Below are 17,546 nucleotides of genomic sequence, written 5' to 3'. Positions count from 1 at the left end.
AGGCTCCTTTTGCGGCGCTGGCGCCGCCATATATATTACCAAAAACACCTCTACAGTTTCGTAGAAACTGTAGTACGTCGTCCGTTTTCTTCAGCACTATCTGTCAGCCCCCCACCCATTCCCCCGATTTCACACAAAAAAGCATTCCTACAGAAACTCTGTGCTTCTGTAGGAATGCTTTTTTAACCTTAGTTCACATTTACATTCTCCGGGTAATCGTTACACCATATGTGAAGCCTTGCTTTACCCCATGCCAGCCGGTAACTCTTACGTCGGCGCCCCAGGGGTTATTCTTATTGCTCTTGCTCTGCCAGCCCAGCTCCAGAAATTCGCTGGAGCCTTTCATGCTGGCTTCAGGGGTGGTATAGTCCTGATACCGGGCTTTGGCTTTGCCATTAAATTCGTAATCCCAGCCCACCCCGGCATAAAAACTGGTAACATCGGGATCCAGGTGTTTGGTCCAGCGGAAGCCCAGACGGGTCCAAAGAGAGGTTACCGGTTCCAGTTCGTAGTCGAAACTGCCCACATCGCTGTGAAGCTGCACGGTATCACTGCTCAGGTAGGAATAGAAGAGTTTGCCGTACAGGTTGTAGTCGTTGTCGTCCTGGTGATAGATGCGGCCGATGCCAGCATGGGCTGCAAAGTAATTGGCTCCGGAATCGTAGTTTGCGTGGTAAAGGCCGGCGTTTCCGCTATAGTCGCCGCTGAGATGTCCGCCTCGAACCAGGCCTTCGTAATGCACGCCGTTGCTTTGGTCTCGACGAACCAGAAGCCCTGCGCCAATATAGCGTTGGCTGCCGTCCCCTCTGCTGCCGTTCTTATAGCTGGTATAATTGCCGGTGCCGTATTCCATAAAGGGCATAATGGTGTCGGCGTGCCTTTCCTCAAAGATCCGTTTTACAAACCCCAGTTCACCGTTAAAGCCATTGGTATCCACCGTGGAACTGGTGTTGTAGCGCAGGTTATGGCCGCCCACCATCACGTAGGGAGTGAACTTGGCGTCCACATCGTGTTCCACACTCCAGGCGCCCCGTTCTGCAGGCGGAGCCGAAGCCAGGACAGAAGCAGGAGCATTAATATCCGCTTCTACCAGGGCAGGCACGGTTTGGGCAATGGGCGTGGTAATGGACGCCAACAGAGGAATCTGTCTTGCACCCAAATAACTTGCGTCTACGCTGGAAGTGAATACAGGCGTGAAACTATTGGCCACTTCACCCGCTCCTTGCGAATCCTGCCGCAGCTGGACAGCTTCGTGATCCTCTCGCCAGGCGGCCAGGGCTGCAGTAAGGCCATCGGTTACGGCAGTATCAGAGCCGTTGGAAACGGTCCCTACGCCATTAACCTGACTGACCAGCGGGGTTCTGCTGTCCGTATCCTGATCTGTCTTGCTCTCTGCCCAGGCAGGTGCTGCACCAAATCCCATCCCGAGGATACTGCTAAGCACCAAGGCAGTGAGGAGTTGTTTTTTCGTACTATGCAGTTTCTTGAAAGCCTTCTGTTTCCCCATAATATGCACCAACGTCCCCCTAGGACCTTGGCCTTTCCCCCCTTTCGTAAGGCTGCAGATAGATTCTCCCCAGAATCTTGGCAGGCATATTTACTAGCAGCAATTCCTGTTAGTATAATTTTTACTCTTTCCACTTTTATTATAAGATTGTTATTAAATAATGTCCAAGGGATTCTGTGTATTTAACCCAGAGCAAAATTGTTTGACAGGTATATTGTTACAAAGTGTACGTTTATAAATTTGATGAATTATTAAATTTATGGTAAATATATAGTGTTTTTTAACAACAAACAGCCTTTTCACTTGACAGCTGTTCGCAATTGGCGGACAAAAGTAGGATTAGCGGTGACAAGAACCACCTCAGGCGGTTGACATCTGCCAATAACCTACATATAATAACAGCTATGGCAAGTGTACCAATTCGGGGTACACTTCATTTTATTGGAAGAAAAGGGGTATTGTTTATGTCTAATGCGGAACAGAAAGACCAGGTCCGGGAGCAGGCCCGTGAAATCATTCACGGCAGCCGGGCCCACAAGAACAACCGTCAGTTGGCCCTATGGCTTGGGGCACTGGTGGCAGGAACTATTCTGGGCTGGCTGGGGATTCCGGCGCTGAATCAGCTTTTCAACTTTATTGCCACGGTATTCACACGTTTATTCCAATTTATTGCAGTTCCCACCATCGCCCTGGCGGTCATTACCACCCTGTCGGCTTTGGGCGGCAAAAAGGAAACGGGCCGCATCTTCGCCCATGCTGTCACCTACACTCTGCTGACCACCATCTGTGCCGCGGCTATCGGCCTGCTGCTCTATCTCTGGATTGCTCCCGGCAACCTGCCTTTGGAGCTGATCAATCAGGGTACGGCGGCTGTGCCGCAAAAGCTGGAAAAGGTATCGTACTACGAACATTTCCTGTCGGTTATTCCCAATAACATTCTCCAGCCTTTCCTGTCCGGCAACGTGCTTTCCGTCATGCTGATTGCTGCCGCTTCAGGCCTGGCGCTAGCCTTTATGCCCAAGACGGAAAACCGGGAAGTCCTCCTAAAAGGGATTCACGGTTTGGAAGAACTGCTTTTTACCCTGATCCGTGCCCTGCTGTGGGTATTGCCCGTAGGCATCCTGGCTTTCGCAGCCCAGCTGTCCTCCCAGATTGAAGCTGGGGTCATTGTAGGGGCCATCGGCAAATACACCCTGGTTATCCTGGCTGGCAACCTGATTCAGTTCTTCCTTGTGATTCCGCTGTTTTTGGCAGCCCGGGGGCTGAATCCGCTGCACGTGTTCCGCAAGATGGCTCCGGCCATTGCGGTGGCGCTTTTCACCAAGAGTTCCGCTGGCACCCTGCCGGTAACCCTGGCCTGTGCGGAAGAAAATATGCACGCCCACAAGCAGGTATCCCGCTTCGTGCTGCCCATCTGCACCACTATCAATATGAACGGCTGCGCTGCCTTTATTCTGGTTACCTCCCTGTTTCTGATGCAAAATGGAGGCATGGAACTGACTCTCAGCGGCATGATTGGCTGGCTCTTTGTGGCGGTACTGGCTGCGGTAGGCAACGCCGGCGTTCCTATGGGCTGCTACTTCCTGACCCTGTCCCTGATGTCCTCGGTGGGCGCGCCCATTGGCATCATGGGGATTATCCTGCCCATCTACACCATCATTGATATGGTGGAAACCGCTGAAAACGTATGGTCCGACTCCGCTGTCTGCGCCATGACCAACCACGACCTGGCCGACGAACTGGATGACGATGATGACAACAATGAACCGGCGCTGGAAGTGTAAGAAAGAAATTTAGAAAATTAAATCTAAAAGAACCGTACGAGAGCTGATCGTACGGTTCTTTTTTATATTCACCTTGGTTCATGCAGTTAAGTAGTAATAAAGCATCGGGCCGCAGACTCTTGGCCCTAAGGAGTCGAGAAAGGGTGCATTCCCCCTCCCCTGCCGACCGGTCTGTCCTGCAAAGCAAGGTTACAGCTGCCCTTGCACCCGGCAGTGCCACCCCAACATTAACGACAAAAAAAGCAGTCCCCCAAAACCGTTCTGGTTTCAGGGGACTGCCTTTTATTCTATTTCCAACCTTCAAAAGAAGGCGGTTTCTTACATGGCCTTGTGGGCTCTCCGGGCGATAACGTCCAGCTGTTGTTCTTTGGTCAGGTCGATGAATTTCACGGCGTAACCGGATACGCGGATGGTGAAGTTGGCGTATTCAGGTTTTTCCGGATGTTCCATGCAGTCGATGAGTTTTTCCACGCCGAACACGTTTACGTTCAGGTGGTGAGCGCCTTGGTCAAAGTAACCGTCCATAACCCGTACCAGGGATTCCTTTTGTTCGGGTTCGCTGTGGCCCAGGGTTTCAGGGCTGATGGTCTGGGTGTTGGAGATACCATCCAGAGCGTATTCGTACGGCAGTTTGGCTACGGAGTTCAGGGAAGCCAAGAGGCCGTTTTGTTCTGCGCCGTAGGCGGGGTTAGCGCCAGGTGCAAACGGAGCGTAGGCTTTTCTGCCGTCAGGCATAGCGCCGGTAGCCTTGCCATATACTACGTTGGAGGTAATGGTCAGGATGGAGGTGGTGGGTTCGGAGTTGCGGTAGGTATGGTACTTGCGGATCTTGTTCATGAAGGTCTTCAGCAGCCATACTGCAATTTCGTCAGCCCGGGGATCGTCGTTGCCGAAGCGCGGGAAGTCCCCTTCAATCTTATAGTCCACAACCAGGCCGGATTCGTCACGCACGGTGGAAACCTTGGCGTATTTAATGGCGCACAGGGAGTCAACTACATGGGAGAAGCCTGCAATACCGGTAGCGAAGGTTCTTCTTACATCGGTATCGATCAGGGCCATTTGGGCAGCTTCGTAGTAGTATTTGTCGTGCATGTATTGGATCAGGTTCAGGATGTTGACATACAGGCCAGCCAGCCAGTCCATCATCAGATCGTATTTATGCATAACTTCATCGTAGTCCAGCACTTCAGAGGTGATGGGAGCATATTCCGGACCTACCTGCATATGTTTGCCGTCTTTGGTCAGGAATTTTTCGTCCTTACCGCCATTGATGGCATACAGCAGGCATTTGCCCAGGTTGGCTCTGGCGCCGAAGAACTGCATTTCCTTACCGGTCTGGGTAGCGGATACGCAGCAGCAGATGCTGTAGTCGTCGCCCCAAACGGGTTTCATCACGTCATCATTTTCGTATTGGATGGAGGAAGTGGTGACGGAGATATGGGCAGCGTATTTCTTGAAGTTGCTGGGCAGCTGGGAGGAATACAGCACGGTCAGGTTGGGTTCAGGAGAAGGACCCATGTCTTCCAGGGTATGCAGGAAGCGGTAGTCGTTCTTGGTAACCATGTGACGGCCGTCCATACCAATGCCGGCTACTTCCAGGGTAGCCCATACAGGGTCGCCGGAGAACAGCTGGTTGTAGGAAGGAATACGGGCGAATTTCACCATGCGGAATTTCAGGGTCAGATGGTCGATCAGTTCCTGGGCTTCCTGTTCGGTGAGGGTGCCTTCCTTCAGGTCACGGGTGATGTAGATATCCAGGAAGGTGGAGATACGGCCTACGCTCATGGCAGCGCCGTTCTGGGTTTTGATGGCAGCCAGGTAGCCGAAGTACAGCCATTGTACAGCTTCTTTGGCGTTGGTGGCCGGTTTGGAAATGTCGAAGCCATAAACTGCAGCCATTTCTTTCATTTGGCCCAGGGCACGGATCTGTTCAGCCAGTTCTTCCCGTTGACGGATAATGTCGTCGGTCATCATGCCGCAGCCGCAGATAGCCAGGTCAGCTTTTTTCTTCTCAATCAGGAAATCGATACCGTACAGGGCTACTCTTCTGTAGTCGCCAACGATACGGCCGCGGCCGTAGGTGTCGGGCAGGCCGGTAACGATGTGGCTGTGACGGGCACGCTTCATTTCCGGGGTGTAGGCATCAAATACTGCCTGGTTATGGGTTTTGTGGTATTCGTTGAAGATTTTGTGGAACTTGGGGTTTACGTGATAGCCGTAGGTTTCTGCAGCTTCTTCCGCCATTTTGATACCGCCGTAAGGCATGAAGGCACGTTTCAGGGGTTTGTCGGTTTGCAGGCCAACCACTTGTTCCAGATCCTTCAGGGATTCGTCAATATAGCCAGGGCCGTAAGCAGTCAGGCTGGAAACCACTTCAGTTTCGCAGTCCAGAACGCCGCCTTTTGCCCGTTCTTCTTTTTGCAGTTCCTGTACTTTGCCCCACAGTTTATCGGTGGCTTCGGTAGGACCAGCCAAGAAGCTTTCATCCCCGTCGTAGGGGGTGTAGTTCTTTTGGATGAACTCTCTAACGTCTACATCGTCGGTCCATTTTTCGCCTTTGAAGCCTCTCCATGCCATGCTTTGGGTAATGCTGTTCATGAAAATCCTCCTTAAAATGTTTTTGTTTGTCTTCCGTTCTCGATGGGTTTATTCTAACTTTCTTGCCGCCGGGTTTCCTTGATTTGAATCAAAGTTTACATTCAAACCGATGTTAACCCCGTCCATCCAGGATCTTCTGGGCCCATTCCGTTTGTTCCGGCGTGGGTGGCTTTACGTCTTTGAGTACGTAAGGCAGTCCCAGGGTTTCCCATTTGTACTGGCCCATACTGTGGTAGGGCAGCACTTCCACCTTCTGCACATTGGGCAGGCTGGCGATGAATTCCCGGGTCTTCCGGAGATCCGCTTCGCCGTCCGTATAGCCGGGCACCAGTACCTGACGCACCCAGATGGGTTTGCCGATTTCTGCCAGGTAATGGAACAGGTCCACAATGTTGGCATTGTCCTTGCCAGTGAGCTTTTTGTGGGCTGCCGGGTCAATGTGCTTGATATCCATCAGCAGGATATCCGTCAGTTCCATCAGCTGCTGGAATTTGCCAAAAAACGGCTCTTCCCGGGTAAAGGGCTGACCGGCCGTGTCGATACAGGTGCCGATGCCTCTTGCCTTGGCTTTCTGGAACAGTTCCAAAAGAAAATCTAATTGCAGCAGGGGCTCACCGCCGCTCACGGTTATACCGCCTTCCGGTCCCCAGTAGGGACGATAGCGTTCCGCCTGATTCAGCAGTTCGTCGGCCGTCTTTTCCTGACCGCCTGCCAGATTCCAGGTGTCCGCATTGTGGCAGTATAGGCAGCGAAGGCTGCACCCCTGTACGAAAATAATGAAGCGGGTCCCAGGCCCATCTACGGACCCAAAGGATTCAATGGAGTGAATCCGTCCTTTTACCATCTTTATACCTCCTGGTAAAACAAAATGGCTATATATTGGGGGTGAGGGTCCAACCCCTCCCCTTTATATAGCCATTTTACTAAATTTTGTCAACGGAATCTTTGATTACAATCAAACATTCCTTAGGGTTTGGCCAAGGCTTTCAGCCCGGCAGCATTCAAAAGCTGCATACCACTTTGGCCCACTTTCTTTATCAGACCCTCCCGTTCCAGCTCCTGGAGCTTCCGGCTGATGGTCTCGGGCCGCAGGCGCACGCTGGCGGCAATGTCGTCCAGGCGCAGGGTCACCAGGTCCCCGGCCTGATGCCGGTAGAGATAGTCTAAAAAACCGGCAATCCGGGCCTTGGGCTCAGCAATGGACAGCAGCAGGTTACGCTGGTTGGCGTCGTGGAGTTTTTTGCTCAAGAGGCCAATAATCTTCAGCGCGATCTCCGGCTCCTGGATTTCCCGTTCAAAATCTTTCAGGTATAGCTTGCAGTAGTCCACATCCGTCAGGCACATGGCCCCATAAGGAAATACGCTGCCGTCAATAAAGGCCCCTTCCCAGATGGTGTCATGGTCGGCAAAAATGCCTACAATCTGCTCCCGGCCGTCCCCGTCGTAGGTACTGAGTTTTACACGCCCCTTGTGGATTACATAGATGGCATCCACCGGCGTATCTTCTTGGAAAATATAACTGCCCTTTTTCTGTTTCTTGCGCAGGGCCAGCGCCATGAGCCCCCGGACTTTCTCTTCCGGCAGGCCCGCCAGGAAATCTACGTGTTCCAGACAGGAATCTCCGCAGTCCTCACATTGGATGGGTATCCGTTCGGACAATCCCTGGTCCCCCCTTTCTTGCCAAGGCTGCCGGCGGTATAGGCCCGCAGCCTGCTGCCTGAACCAGCTAAGCCGGTCTGGCAGTACTTCGTTAGTTCGCTTTATTCGCCGCGTACAGGGCCTGGAATACGGCCTGGAGCTTTTTATCCCGCTCCTTCTTGGCCGCCTCTCCCCGTCCGCTGCTGTAGTCGTAAAAGCCTTTGCCGGTCTTGACCCCCAGGTCACCTCGGTCCACCTTTTCTTTGAGAATGGTCGGCACTTCGTGGCCGTCAGCCAGGTCCGGCATCAGATAAGAACTGACCCCGGCAAAGATATCCAGGCCGCCAAAATCCATGGTTTCCAAAGGTCCCAGGCAGGCCCAGCGGAAGCCCAGGCCGTACTTCATGACGGCATCGGCGGCTTCGGCACTGACCACCCCCTGCTCCACCATATGGCAGACTTCCCGGACCACTGCCAGCTGAATCCGGTTGGCAGCAAAGCCCGGCACGTCCTTTTCGATGACTGCCGGCTTCTTTTGGATGGCCAGAGCCAGGTCGTAGATGGCCTGGGCGGTTTCCGGGCTGGTCTTGTCATTTTTGATGATTTCAATCAGAGGAATCAGCGTAGGCGGATTGAACCAATGCATACCCAGGAACCGTTGCGGCCCCTGCACGGCCTCTGCCAGCTTGTTGATGGACAGGCCGGAAGTATTGGTAGCAATCAGGGTGTCCTTCCGGGCCAGGGCAGAGATTTCCTTGTAGAAATCCAGCTTGATGGCCAGGTCTTCCACGATATTTTCCACAATCAGGTCGCAGTCCGCAAAAGCGGCCTTGTCCGTCGTGTAGGTAATTTTGTCCGCTGCTTCCGGGGCAATCTTGGTTTTGGCTTTATCCAGGGTAGCCTGGCGATGGTTCCAGAGAATCACCTGGTAGCCAAAACGGGCAAAGATTTCGGCCATGGAGTAGCCCATGGTGCCGGCACCGGCAATGGTAATTCTTGCAATTTTCATGAGTAAGACTTCTTTCTCTTTTCAGTATGCAGAATTGTTATAATAGATTTTTTAATCGTTTGTAGTGCAAAAAGTCGTCATTTTCTCCGATTTTCCGAACATTATCGATGGTTGAAATCTCGAACGTTTCGACTTCATCTTCCTGGATATGCACGTCTGATGCGGTAAAAGGCAGGATAAACTGGTAGATATCTACGAAATAATTATTGTGTTCTTCCGGACTATCGTTCCGGTATGTATGGATTAATTTGCCTTGTTCCTTTAATACTTTTAAACCTGTTTCTTCCTGTACTTCCCGCAAAACGGCTTCTTCCGAGGTTTCGCCGGCCCGCACGCCGCCGCCGGGAATCTCCCATTTCAGGGGTGCCCATTCTTTATCGGCTTTGCGCTGGGTAATCAGCAGCCGGCCCTCCGGGGTCTTCACCAGGGCCAGCACGGTCAGGTGGTAATCTCCGTCCTGCATATGCCAGTCGTTCCGTTTCATGGTGCGGCCGGTAGGCTGCTTATTGCTGTCATAAATGTCCCACAATTCCATCCAATTCACCGCCTTTTCATAATGCTTCTATTATAAGCGTGGAAAAGGCTTTGGGCAAGGGGGCAGAACAAAGGCCGAACAATCCGAAACAGGGTACGGCAAGCCTTGCAAGAGGCCAGAAAACAGAAAACGAGGGCCTGCACAAAGGCAATCGCCTTGCACAGACCCTCGCAAAATGCAGTGGTTACGTTTTATTTTCCCCGGTTAGCTTTGATTCTATCCTGCACTTGCTTGTATTCCGGATCATTGTCAAAGTCATAGGTATTCTTGGGACCTACAGCATAGTGGAGCCACAGGAAATCGTCCGCCAGTTTTTCCACGTCCAGAAGTTTAAAGACCACTGGCGCATCGGTGGAAAGGCCGGGTTTAGCCAAAAACAGGGGCTGGGTGTCCGGGTTGCCGTCGGCTGCCGGAGCCATGACGATGCTCATTTCGTCCACCAGACCGGCTTGGACAAAGGACCAGTTGATGGTACCGCCGCCGGCCAGCATCATGGATTCCACGTGGAGCAGATCCTTTGCCTTTTTGCACAGCAGTTCTAGGTCGGGCTTATCCGTACCGCAGATCAGGTAGCTGATGCCCAGGCTGCGCAGGTAGGCCTTATAGGCGTTGGGGGTAGCTTCCGTCAGCACTTCCACCACGTGCATGGTCCGGCCGCTTTCTTCCAGGGTATTTTTCGGCCAGCAAATCCGGCCGTGGGTGTCCATGACCAACTGGTACACTCCCAAAGCAGCGCCGGGAGCCAGGTAGTCTCCGGCAGGTACGGGGGCTGCGTTTTCATCCAGCTCCGGTTTCTTGTAATAGGTGTAGTTATCTTCAATGGTAATCCTGCCTTCTAAGGTGGCTTCATACTGGAAGCGGGCCTCGGGTCCAAAAATCATCTTGTAGAACACGTCGTTTTCCGTGTTGGTTTCCGGAATCCACAAATATTTGCCCATAATCTTTCCGTCCAAGGACGTTTCCATATGGCAGAAAATAAAGGGGCGATCAGTTTTGTTCATGTTGAAACCTCCTTTGTGTTTTCCCTTTTATTGTACACGTTGGGGAATCAATAAGCCAATGCTTATTGTTTTGCCTTTGCTATGCCTAAACCGTATGGAACTAGTCCTTAGGGCTGCTCCTCCTCCGGGTCACCAGCCAAGAACTCGGTTTTGCCTTCCTGGTCCTCCCGGATTTCCGCCTGGTAGAGGCCCACGTGCTGCAGGGCTGCCACCACATCGTAGACGGTGCGGCCTTCGGCATCGGCATACAGTTCCCCCACCCCAGGATTATCCTGGGTAAACAGGTTGTCCGCAAAGGCCAGGTCCTGGCGCTGGGGTATGCCCAGCAGGGTGAAAATTTGCTTCAGGGGGCAGCCCTCCGTATCGTCCCGCAGGAGCATTTCGTTATACTTGTACTTGCCGATTTCCGAATGGGGTCCGCCAAAGCCAAAGGCGGACAGCCCATCGTTTACCAGTACGTCCCCGAACACCTCCAGAAGGTCCAGGGCCTCCTTGGCATCGATGGCGTCCAGATAGTATACACCATTATGGGTGCCCGCCATAATCCCGGGCTGATCCCCTTTGGGTTCCTGGAGAATTTTTTCCTCATTGCTCTTTAGCGGCACCTCCAAAAAGAAAAAGAGGCTCTCCTTGGGGTGCAGGGCCAAATAGTTCTCGAACACCGGCCGGATATGCTCGGCACTGACCTGGGCATCGGCCTTGTTTTCCTGAAGCAGGAACCCTTCCTGCAAAGGCTCTGCCTGTGCTTCTGGAAGGGCAAAGTGATTGCCCTTCACAAATTGAAATATTCCCATAGCTCTCCCCCGTTTCTGCTGCTTGGTTTCCGTCCTTGGGTGCAAACTTCCTTTTATCTATTTCGAGAGAAAAAAGGGGAACCCTGCAATAGCGGCAGGATTCCCAAGTAATTTTATTATTCCAGGCCCCAATTGGGGTCCTTGTACAGGCTCCGGCCCACGCCTATCAGGTCCGCAGTCCCTGCAGCCAGGGCCTTGTTCACGTCTTCCGCCTGGGTATAGCCGCCGGTGAGCAGCAGCGGCAGGTCCGTTACCTGACGGATGGCCCTGGCCTGGTCCCCGAACCAGCCGGGCGCCGTAATACCCGGGAGCACATAGCCGCACAGGCCGCCGGTAAGGCTGAGGAAATCAATATTTTCCTGGGCCAGCAGCAAGGCCGCCTGGGCTGCGTCTTCGGCAGTGCTGCCGCCGGGGGTATAGTCGCTGCCCCCCAGCCGCACGGAAACCGGGTAGTCCGAGCCGACGGCTTTGCGAACGGCGTGGATGACCTCCCGGAGAAAACGGGTGCGGTTTTCCAGATTCTGGGGGCCGTACTCGTCCTCCCGCTTGTTGGTCAGGGGGGAATAGAACTGGTTCAGCAGGTAGCCGTGGGCACAGTGGATTTCCACCCCGTCGTAACCAGCTTCCTGGGCTCTCCGGGCCGCCTGGGCGTACAGGTCCGTAAGCTGGTGAATCTCGTCAACGGTCAGAGGCCGAGGCGTTTCCTTCAGCACGGGAACATTGCTGGCGTAAAGAATCTGTCCGCCGGTATGCTCGCTGGCGGTCTTGGCGCCGGCGTGGTTAATCTGGGAAATGACAGCAATCCCCGGCCGGGCAGCGTGGAGCCGTGCCACCAGCGCCCGGTGCTGGGGCACCAGCCGGTCTTCTGCCAGGGACAGCTGATTGCCGCCGGTGGTGCCGCTTTTGGCAATATAGGCGTGTTCCAGCTCAAGCAGCCCCACCAGGGGATTTCTAGCAATGGCCTCGTAGTGGCGAAGCAGCTTTTCCGTGGGAGCACCGTCCTCGGCACCGGAGCTGTGGGTAGCCATGGGCGGGCACACCAGCCGAGTGGCCAGGGTAATATGCTTTAATTCCAGTTTCTCTTGTATTGCAGTCATACTTTTCTCCTTCTGCCGCTAGGCGGCACACTGCCAAGGGCACGGGCCGGGCTGGCAGAAATAGTTGGTTTCAATTTATTTGGCAGTTTATACGGTGCGCATCCGGTGCCGACGTTCCTGAAGACGCCTTGCCGTTACGTCGTCCATTTGCAGCAGCAGCTGGTCCACTTTGGCAAGGGCCTGCTGCCGATCCTTGGGCAGACGAGCCACCATCAGAATGCTGCTGGTAGAGGTCACCGTATCCACCGTAATGGGGTTCTGGAAATTCTCCAGCAAGGTCCGGATTTCCAGAAGCCGTTCCCGCTCGCTGGCTTCCTGGAATTCGCCCCGGGCAGCCCGCTGGGCCAGTTCCGTTCCAGGCAGCAGGGCTACATTGGTCAGATACATATAGTAGGGATGAATCTGGTTCCAGATGGCAGCGCTTTTCCGGGCGGATTCTTCCAGCTTCCCAGCACCGGCCAGACCTCCCAGGTAGATGCTCCGGTAGGGCAGACCTGCTGCATCCATTTTACCACAGGCTTCCACAATTTCGGCAGCCTGGTAGCCTTTGTTCATGGCAGTCAGCACCGCGTCATCCCCGCTTTCAATGCCCAGCACCAGGTCGTCCAGCCCGTGGGCCTTGATGCGCTTGATATCCTCCACCGTCTTATCCCGGAAATCCGCTACTGTGGCATAGGTGGACAGTCGGGCGTCAGGATAATACTTCCGAATCAGGTCCCACACGGCAATCTGTTTTTCCGTGCTGAGCACAAAGGGGTCTCCCCCAGAAGCCCAGATGTCCCGGGCATCCGGCCAGTTTTCCTTGGCTTCCTGGAGGTCCTCCTCAATTTGGGACAGGGGTGCCACCCAAAAGGGCGTACCCTCATAAAAATTGCAGAAGGCGCAGCTGTTGTGGGAACAGCCGGCGGTCACTTCGATAAACAAACTATTAGCGTCCGTAGCGGGGCGGACAATGGGTCCATGAAAATGCATAATTGCCTCCTTATAATGTATCAACATTTCGTGAAATTGAGATATGTATGGTTAGAAATAGCCCTGGCTAGGTTATGCAGCGGTTGGCAGCGGAACCTGGCCGCCCTGCCTCCTCCAGCGGCCAATTGGGGTGTTACAGTTCGGTTCCGATGTACTGGGCTAACTTCTGGATGCCCTCCTCGTTCCGACGGTAATAGGTCCATTTGCCGAAACGGCGGGATTCCAAAAGTCCGGCCTGCTGCAGCAGATCCAAATAATGGGAACCTGCGGACTGGGCAATGTGTGCCTTGTCGCAGATGGAGCCCACGCACACCCCCCGCTCGAAGCTGTCTCCGTCGGGAATGTGCAGACCCTGGGGCGGAAAATATTTTTCCGGCTCCTTGAGCCATTGCAGGATCTGCAAACGTTTTTCGTTTGCCAGTGCTTTGAATACGTCTAGGGGTTCCATGGACTCTATTATATCTCATTTTCGAGATTTGTCAATTTTTTACTCCACCACTGTGCTACAATAAAGGGGACAAAGGAGTTGATCGTATGGAGCTGCGGGTTCTTCATTACTTTTTGATGGTGGCCAAAGAAGAGAATATTTCCCATGCGGCAGAGCTGCTGCACATTACCCAGCCCACCCTGTCCAGGCAGATGTCCGACCTGGAGGAGGAACTGGGCACGCCGCTTTTGGTCCGGGGCAAGCGGAAAACCACCCTGACGGACGCCGGCCAGGTGCTGTACAAACGGGCGGAGCAGCTGATTTCCCTGGCCCAGCACACCAAGGCGGAACTCAGCCACCAGGGGGAGATTGCCGCAGGGGACATCTACCTGGGCTGCGCCGAGTCCAAGGCCATGGGGCTTTTGGCCCAGGCGGCCAAGGTGCTTCACGACAGCTACCCCGGCATCCACTACCATCTCTACTCTGCCAAGGCCGACGACGTAACGGAGCGGCTGGACAAGGGACTGCTGGATTTTGGGCTGCTGATTGAGCCCGGCTCCATTCGGCAGTACGACAGCCTGGAGCTGCCCATTCGAGACGAATGGGGTGTCTGAATGGGGTGTCTATATGCGCAAAAGCTCTCCCCTGGCCCAAAAGGCTGCCCTAAAGCCCCAGGACCTGTGGCAGGAACCGCTGTTCATTTCCCGGCAGACCCTGGACACCCACGAGCTCTACCACTGGCTGCAGCGCTCTCCCGACGAGCTGAATATCCTGGGCACCTACAATCTGGTGTACAACGCGTCCCTGATGGTGAGCGCAGGCCTGGGCAGCGCCCTGTGCCTGGACCAGCTGATTCCCACCGGGCCGGACTCGGAGCTGTGCTTCCGGAAACTGGACCCGCCCCTGTACGCCCGGGTGTATCTGGTGTGGAAAAAGGAACAGCTGCTGAGCAATGCAGTGAAGCTGTATTTGGCGGAAGTGCAGAAACTGGTCCAGGCATAAACTTAATCATGTAAAAAGAAGAGGCTGTGAAAAAATGAGCTTTCATTTTTTCACAGCCTCTTTCTCATTCATCAATTAGGCCAAGGGCTTAGTCGTCGTCTTCGTCCATAGCTTCCGCCATTTCCTGCCACAGCTGGGCTTCCTCCGGTTCTTCCCAGTCGCTGTAGATGGTGCTCAGCCGCTGCGCGGCTTTTGCAGCGCAGGTTCCGCCCAGGGAGTAGGTCTTTTTCAGCAGTTCCACAGCTTTTTCCGGGTCCGCCTCCACTCCGCTGCCGTTCCAATAGCTCTGGGCCAGCAGGTAATAGCCCTGGGCCTGGCCCAGGTCCCCAGCGATTTTGTTCCAGGCATTGGCTTCTTCGTACTGGTCCTGGCTCAAATACAGGTTTCCCAGCTCCTGGGCAGCAAGGCCTGCCAGTTCCTCACCGCACGCATAGGTTTTCCGCAGAAACTCCAGGGTTTTCTCCAAATTTGCAGGAACCCCTTTGCCGGCCGCATAGCAGGCCGCCAGGGCATAGTACCCACACTCAAAGTCCAGTTCTGCGGATTTTTGGAACCAGCTGAGAGCTTTCGCAAACTGCTCCTGGTGCAAATACCACTGGCCCACGTTAAAGGCCGCATCACCGGCGGGTTCTCCGCCCATTTCATAGGCCTTCACATACAGGTCCCGGGCTTTTTCCCCATCCTGGGGGACCCCGTCACCGGCTTCATAGCAGCCGGCCAGGTTGAAATAACCGCCGCCAAAGCCCTCGTCCCCGGCTTTTTTGTACCAGGCTGCGGCCTCCACATAGGCACTCTCCTCCTGGGCATAGTAGAGCCCCACCTGGTTGGCGGCTGCGCCCTTGGTTCCGTCCCCGATATTGCTGGCCTTGATGTAGAATTCCACCGCTTTTGGCAAATCTACAGCGGTGCCCAAGCCCTTTTTCACATTATCCGCCAGATGGTACCAGCCCCAGGGATTTCCCGCTTCCCCGCACTTTTCACACCAGGCGTTGCCTTCCACGTATTTGCCGGCCTCACAGTACAGCTGGGCCAGTTCATAGGCAGCGTCCCCGGCAGCCTCGCCGCCTTGGGCATAGGCCTTTTGGAAGTACTTCCTGGCCAGCTCCTGATCCTCAGGAATGCCCCGGCCCAACAGGAGATTCCGGGCCAGATTGTACCAGCCCCAGTCGTAGTCCTTTTCGGCTGCCTTTTGGAACCAGGCATTGGCTTCCACCGGGCAGCCCTGGGCAAAATACGCCCGGCCCACGCCATTGGCGGCTTCCCCGGCAGTAGCGCCGCCCCGTTCGTAGGCCTTACGCAGGTATTTTTGGGCGTTGGGAAGGTCTTTTGGCGTTCCCAGACCCACCAGACAGCACTGGCCCAGGTTGAACATTCCCAGGGTGTCTCCCAGCTTCGCCGCTTTTTGGAACCATTCCACCGCCTCCGGGTACTCTTCCAGGTTATAGAGGAGCTCTCCCACTTTATTGGCTGCGCTTCCCTTGTACTTTCCAGGCAGGTTATAGGCGCGCTGATAAAAAGCCTTGGCCAGGTCCAAATCTTCAGGAAAGCCAAGTCCTTCCTGATAAGCATCTCCCCACCGAAGCCAGGCTTCTTGGGAACCCTTGTCGGCTGCCTCACGGAAATAATAGATTGCCTGTTCATACTTCTTTTGCAGCTGCAGCAGCACCCCTACGGCCGTAAGAATGCCGGCATCTCCTTTTTGGCCGGCCCTTTTCATCCAGTACAGGGCCTTGTCAGGATCCTGGGGAACCCGCTTGCCGTTTTGGTACAGTCTGGCCAATTCACAGGCCGCATAGGAATTTCCCTGCTCAGCTGCTGCTTTAAGCTCCGGCAGCACCTTTTGCACAGCCTCCGTAATGGCCTCGCCTTCCTGCAAAAAGGCAGCGTTCAGCCGGCAGAGCACATCTCCCAGGGCAGCACCCCTGCGTGCCCAAACTTTACCTGCCTCATAGTCCTGCCGGTCCTTGGGCAGCAGGTTCCAGTACAGCTCCGTCAGGAAATACATGGCAGGGCTGAGACCTGCCTCTGCGGCTTGCTCAAAGTAGGGCAGGGCTTCCTCATACTGACAATGGCTAAAACAGGAAAGTCCCTCTTCCAGGTTTCCTTCCGGGGAAAGCTCCGGCACGTCCTGCTCCTGGTCTTCGTCAGTGTCCTGGTCTTCGTCAGTGTCCTGGTCTTCGTTAGTGTCCTCGTCGTCTTCAGTTTCCTCGTCTTCGGCTTCAGCTTCTTCGGCCTCGCCTTCAGCGGTATCGTCCTCTTCCTCCGCCAAAGGTTCGTCAGTTTCTGGGACTTCTCCGGGAGCAGGGCCTTCCAGCCCCTCCAGGCGCAGTTCTTCACTGCTTAGGCCTTCAAACGGTCTAGCCTCGCCCAGGCGCTCCTGCTCCTGGGTTTTCTGGGCGGCAATCGCCTCCGTCTCCTGCCGCAGATTTGCTGCGGCCTTTTCCAAATCCGTCAGCACCGCAAGCTTTTCCCGCTGCTGCTCGTTTCTTTCTCTGCTATCCACCATAAAACAACGCTCCCTTCGCTGCACTTAATTTCTAGGATTCGGCGCATTCCTGTGCCAGGGGTCCGTCACTTCACCGGCTAACGGATCCGGTCCAAACCGGTTAGGACCCCGGGTGCCCCGGACGCCCACCATCAGCCCAAAGAAAATCAGGCTCACCAGGGAACCCAGAATTTCGCTATTCTTCAAAATCGCCTCCAGCAGGCCGATTCCCAAAAGATACCAGCCGGACTTTCCCAGGTCGTGAAGCCGCCGCACGGACAGGCACCAGGTCCAAGCCCAGCCCAGCAGGAGCAAGAGTCCTCCCACCAGGTACAGCAAAGCCCCGTACTCCACCCCCAAAACCAAAAGGAAAATCCCCAGCCCCAGGGCCAGCAGGGCTCCCAGGCTTTGGAGCAGATACTGCTTCCGTCCAATTCTTCCGTGGAAGGTCATGTTTTGGGAAAAATAATTTTTCAGGCTTTCGCCCATCTTCCTCATCCTTTCTCTAATCCTTACAGCTAAAGAAATCCAACCGCACAAGTTCCCCTTTCTTGACCGCTCTTTATACTACTTTAAGTATAGCAGAAGCCCTGGGGTGAATATTTCCCAGAAAAGAGAATCTTTGGGCGACGTTAAACGAGCCGAGAAAATTCCCGGTAAAGCAAGACTGCCGGCCATTTTGCGCCCAAGCTGGCTG

At 54.5% G+C, this 17,546-nt stretch carries 14 protein-coding genes and 1 pseudogene; 2 read left to right on the top strand and 13 right to left on the bottom strand.

The window, feature by feature from the left end:
* Positions 1–199: 199 nt before the first annotated feature.
* Entirely contained in the window at positions 200–1,423 is a 1,224-nt protein-coding gene (locus C7E10_RS00560; RefSeq protein ID WP_146109024.1) for an autotransporter outer membrane beta-barrel domain-containing protein, read from the bottom strand.
* A 548-nt stretch (positions 1,424–1,971) separates the two neighbouring features.
* Here C7E10_RS00560 and C7E10_RS00555 point away from each other — a divergent pair.
* A complete protein-coding gene (locus tag C7E10_RS00555) occupies positions 1,972–3,291 on the top strand; it encodes a dicarboxylate/amino acid:cation symporter (RefSeq protein WP_105325450.1) in 1,320 nt (439 codons plus the stop codon).
* Positions 3,292–3,609: 318 nt separating this feature from the next.
* Here the strand turns inward: C7E10_RS00555 and pflB are convergent, their stop codons facing one another.
* From pflB to C7E10_RS00505, 10 genes are all read right to left on the bottom strand, one after another.
* Positions 3,610–5,889: a formate C-acetyltransferase gene (gene pflB / locus C7E10_RS00550; protein WP_231086415.1), complete on the bottom strand. Its 2,280-nt coding sequence runs from the start codon at positions 5,887–5,889 to the stop codon at positions 3,610–3,612.
* Positions 5,890–6,001: 112 nt separating this feature from the next.
* Entirely contained in the window at positions 6,002–6,733 is a 732-nt protein-coding gene (pflA, locus tag C7E10_RS00545; protein WP_105325449.1) for a pyruvate formate-lyase-activating protein, read from the bottom strand.
* A 122-nt stretch (positions 6,734–6,855) separates the two neighbouring features.
* Positions 6,856–7,548 (bottom strand): Crp/Fnr family transcriptional regulator, encoded by a 693-nt coding sequence (locus C7E10_RS00540; RefSeq protein WP_105325448.1) that lies wholly within the window; start codon positions 7,546–7,548, stop codon positions 6,856–6,858.
* Between the two features lie 91 nt (positions 7,549–7,639).
* The gene (locus C7E10_RS00535; protein WP_105325447.1) at positions 7,640–8,536 is read right to left on the bottom strand and encodes a 3-hydroxyacyl-CoA dehydrogenase family protein; all 897 of its coding nucleotides are present in this window, start codon (positions 8,534–8,536) and stop codon (positions 7,640–7,642) included.
* Between the two features lie 37 nt (positions 8,537–8,573).
* Positions 8,574–9,071 (bottom strand): NUDIX hydrolase, encoded by a 498-nt coding sequence (locus C7E10_RS00530; protein WP_105325446.1) that lies wholly within the window; start codon positions 9,069–9,071, stop codon positions 8,574–8,576.
* Positions 9,072–9,262: 191 nt separating this feature from the next.
* Positions 9,263–10,072, bottom strand: a complete 810-nt coding sequence (locus C7E10_RS00525; protein WP_105325445.1) for a RibD family protein — start codon at positions 10,070–10,072, stop codon at positions 9,263–9,265.
* A 107-nt stretch (positions 10,073–10,179) separates the two neighbouring features.
* Positions 10,180–10,866 carry a hypothetical protein gene (locus C7E10_RS00520; RefSeq protein ID WP_105325444.1) on the bottom strand — a complete coding sequence of 229 codons (687 nt, stop codon included), beginning with the start codon at positions 10,864–10,866 and terminating at the stop codon, positions 10,180–10,182.
* A gap of 116 nt (positions 10,867–10,982) precedes the next feature.
* Positions 10,983–11,963, bottom strand: a complete 981-nt coding sequence (locus C7E10_RS00515; RefSeq protein WP_105325443.1) for an NADH:flavin oxidoreductase — start codon at positions 11,961–11,963, stop codon at positions 10,983–10,985.
* An 87-nt stretch (positions 11,964–12,050) separates the two neighbouring features.
* Complete coding sequence (locus tag C7E10_RS00510; protein ID WP_158572352.1) at positions 12,051–12,935, bottom strand: radical SAM protein; 885 nt, start codon at positions 12,933–12,935, stop codon at positions 12,051–12,053.
* A 133-nt stretch (positions 12,936–13,068) separates the two neighbouring features.
* The gene (locus C7E10_RS00505) at positions 13,069–13,383 is read right to left on the bottom strand and encodes an ArsR/SmtB family transcription factor (RefSeq protein WP_105325441.1); all 315 of its coding nucleotides are present in this window, start codon (positions 13,381–13,383) and stop codon (positions 13,069–13,071) included.
* 86 nt (positions 13,384–13,469) lie between these two features.
* Between C7E10_RS00505 and C7E10_RS12445 the strand changes: the two are divergent.
* Positions 13,470–14,364, top strand: a pseudogene (locus C7E10_RS12445) (LysR family transcriptional regulator).
* 88 nt (positions 14,365–14,452) lie between these two features.
* On the opposite strand, the gene C7E10_RS00495 reads toward C7E10_RS12445, so the two are convergent.
* Together C7E10_RS00495 and C7E10_RS00485 are read right to left on the bottom strand one after the other, a co-directional pair.
* The gene (locus tag C7E10_RS00495; RefSeq protein WP_158572351.1) at positions 14,453–16,870 is read right to left on the bottom strand and encodes a tetratricopeptide repeat protein; all 2,418 of its coding nucleotides are present in this window, start codon (positions 16,868–16,870) and stop codon (positions 14,453–14,455) included.
* Between the two features lie 24 nt (positions 16,871–16,894).
* Entirely contained in the window at positions 16,895–17,347 is a 453-nt protein-coding gene (locus C7E10_RS00485; RefSeq protein WP_105325439.1) for a DUF805 domain-containing protein, read from the bottom strand.
* Positions 17,348–17,546 lie beyond the last annotated feature (199 nt).

This window comes from Acidaminococcus hominis, from assembly GCF_900291475.1.
Taxonomy (GTDB): Bacteria; Bacillota; Negativicutes; order Acidaminococcales; family Acidaminococcaceae; genus Acidaminococcus; species Acidaminococcus hominis.
This window is presented reverse-complemented; position numbering and strand designations above follow the sequence as displayed.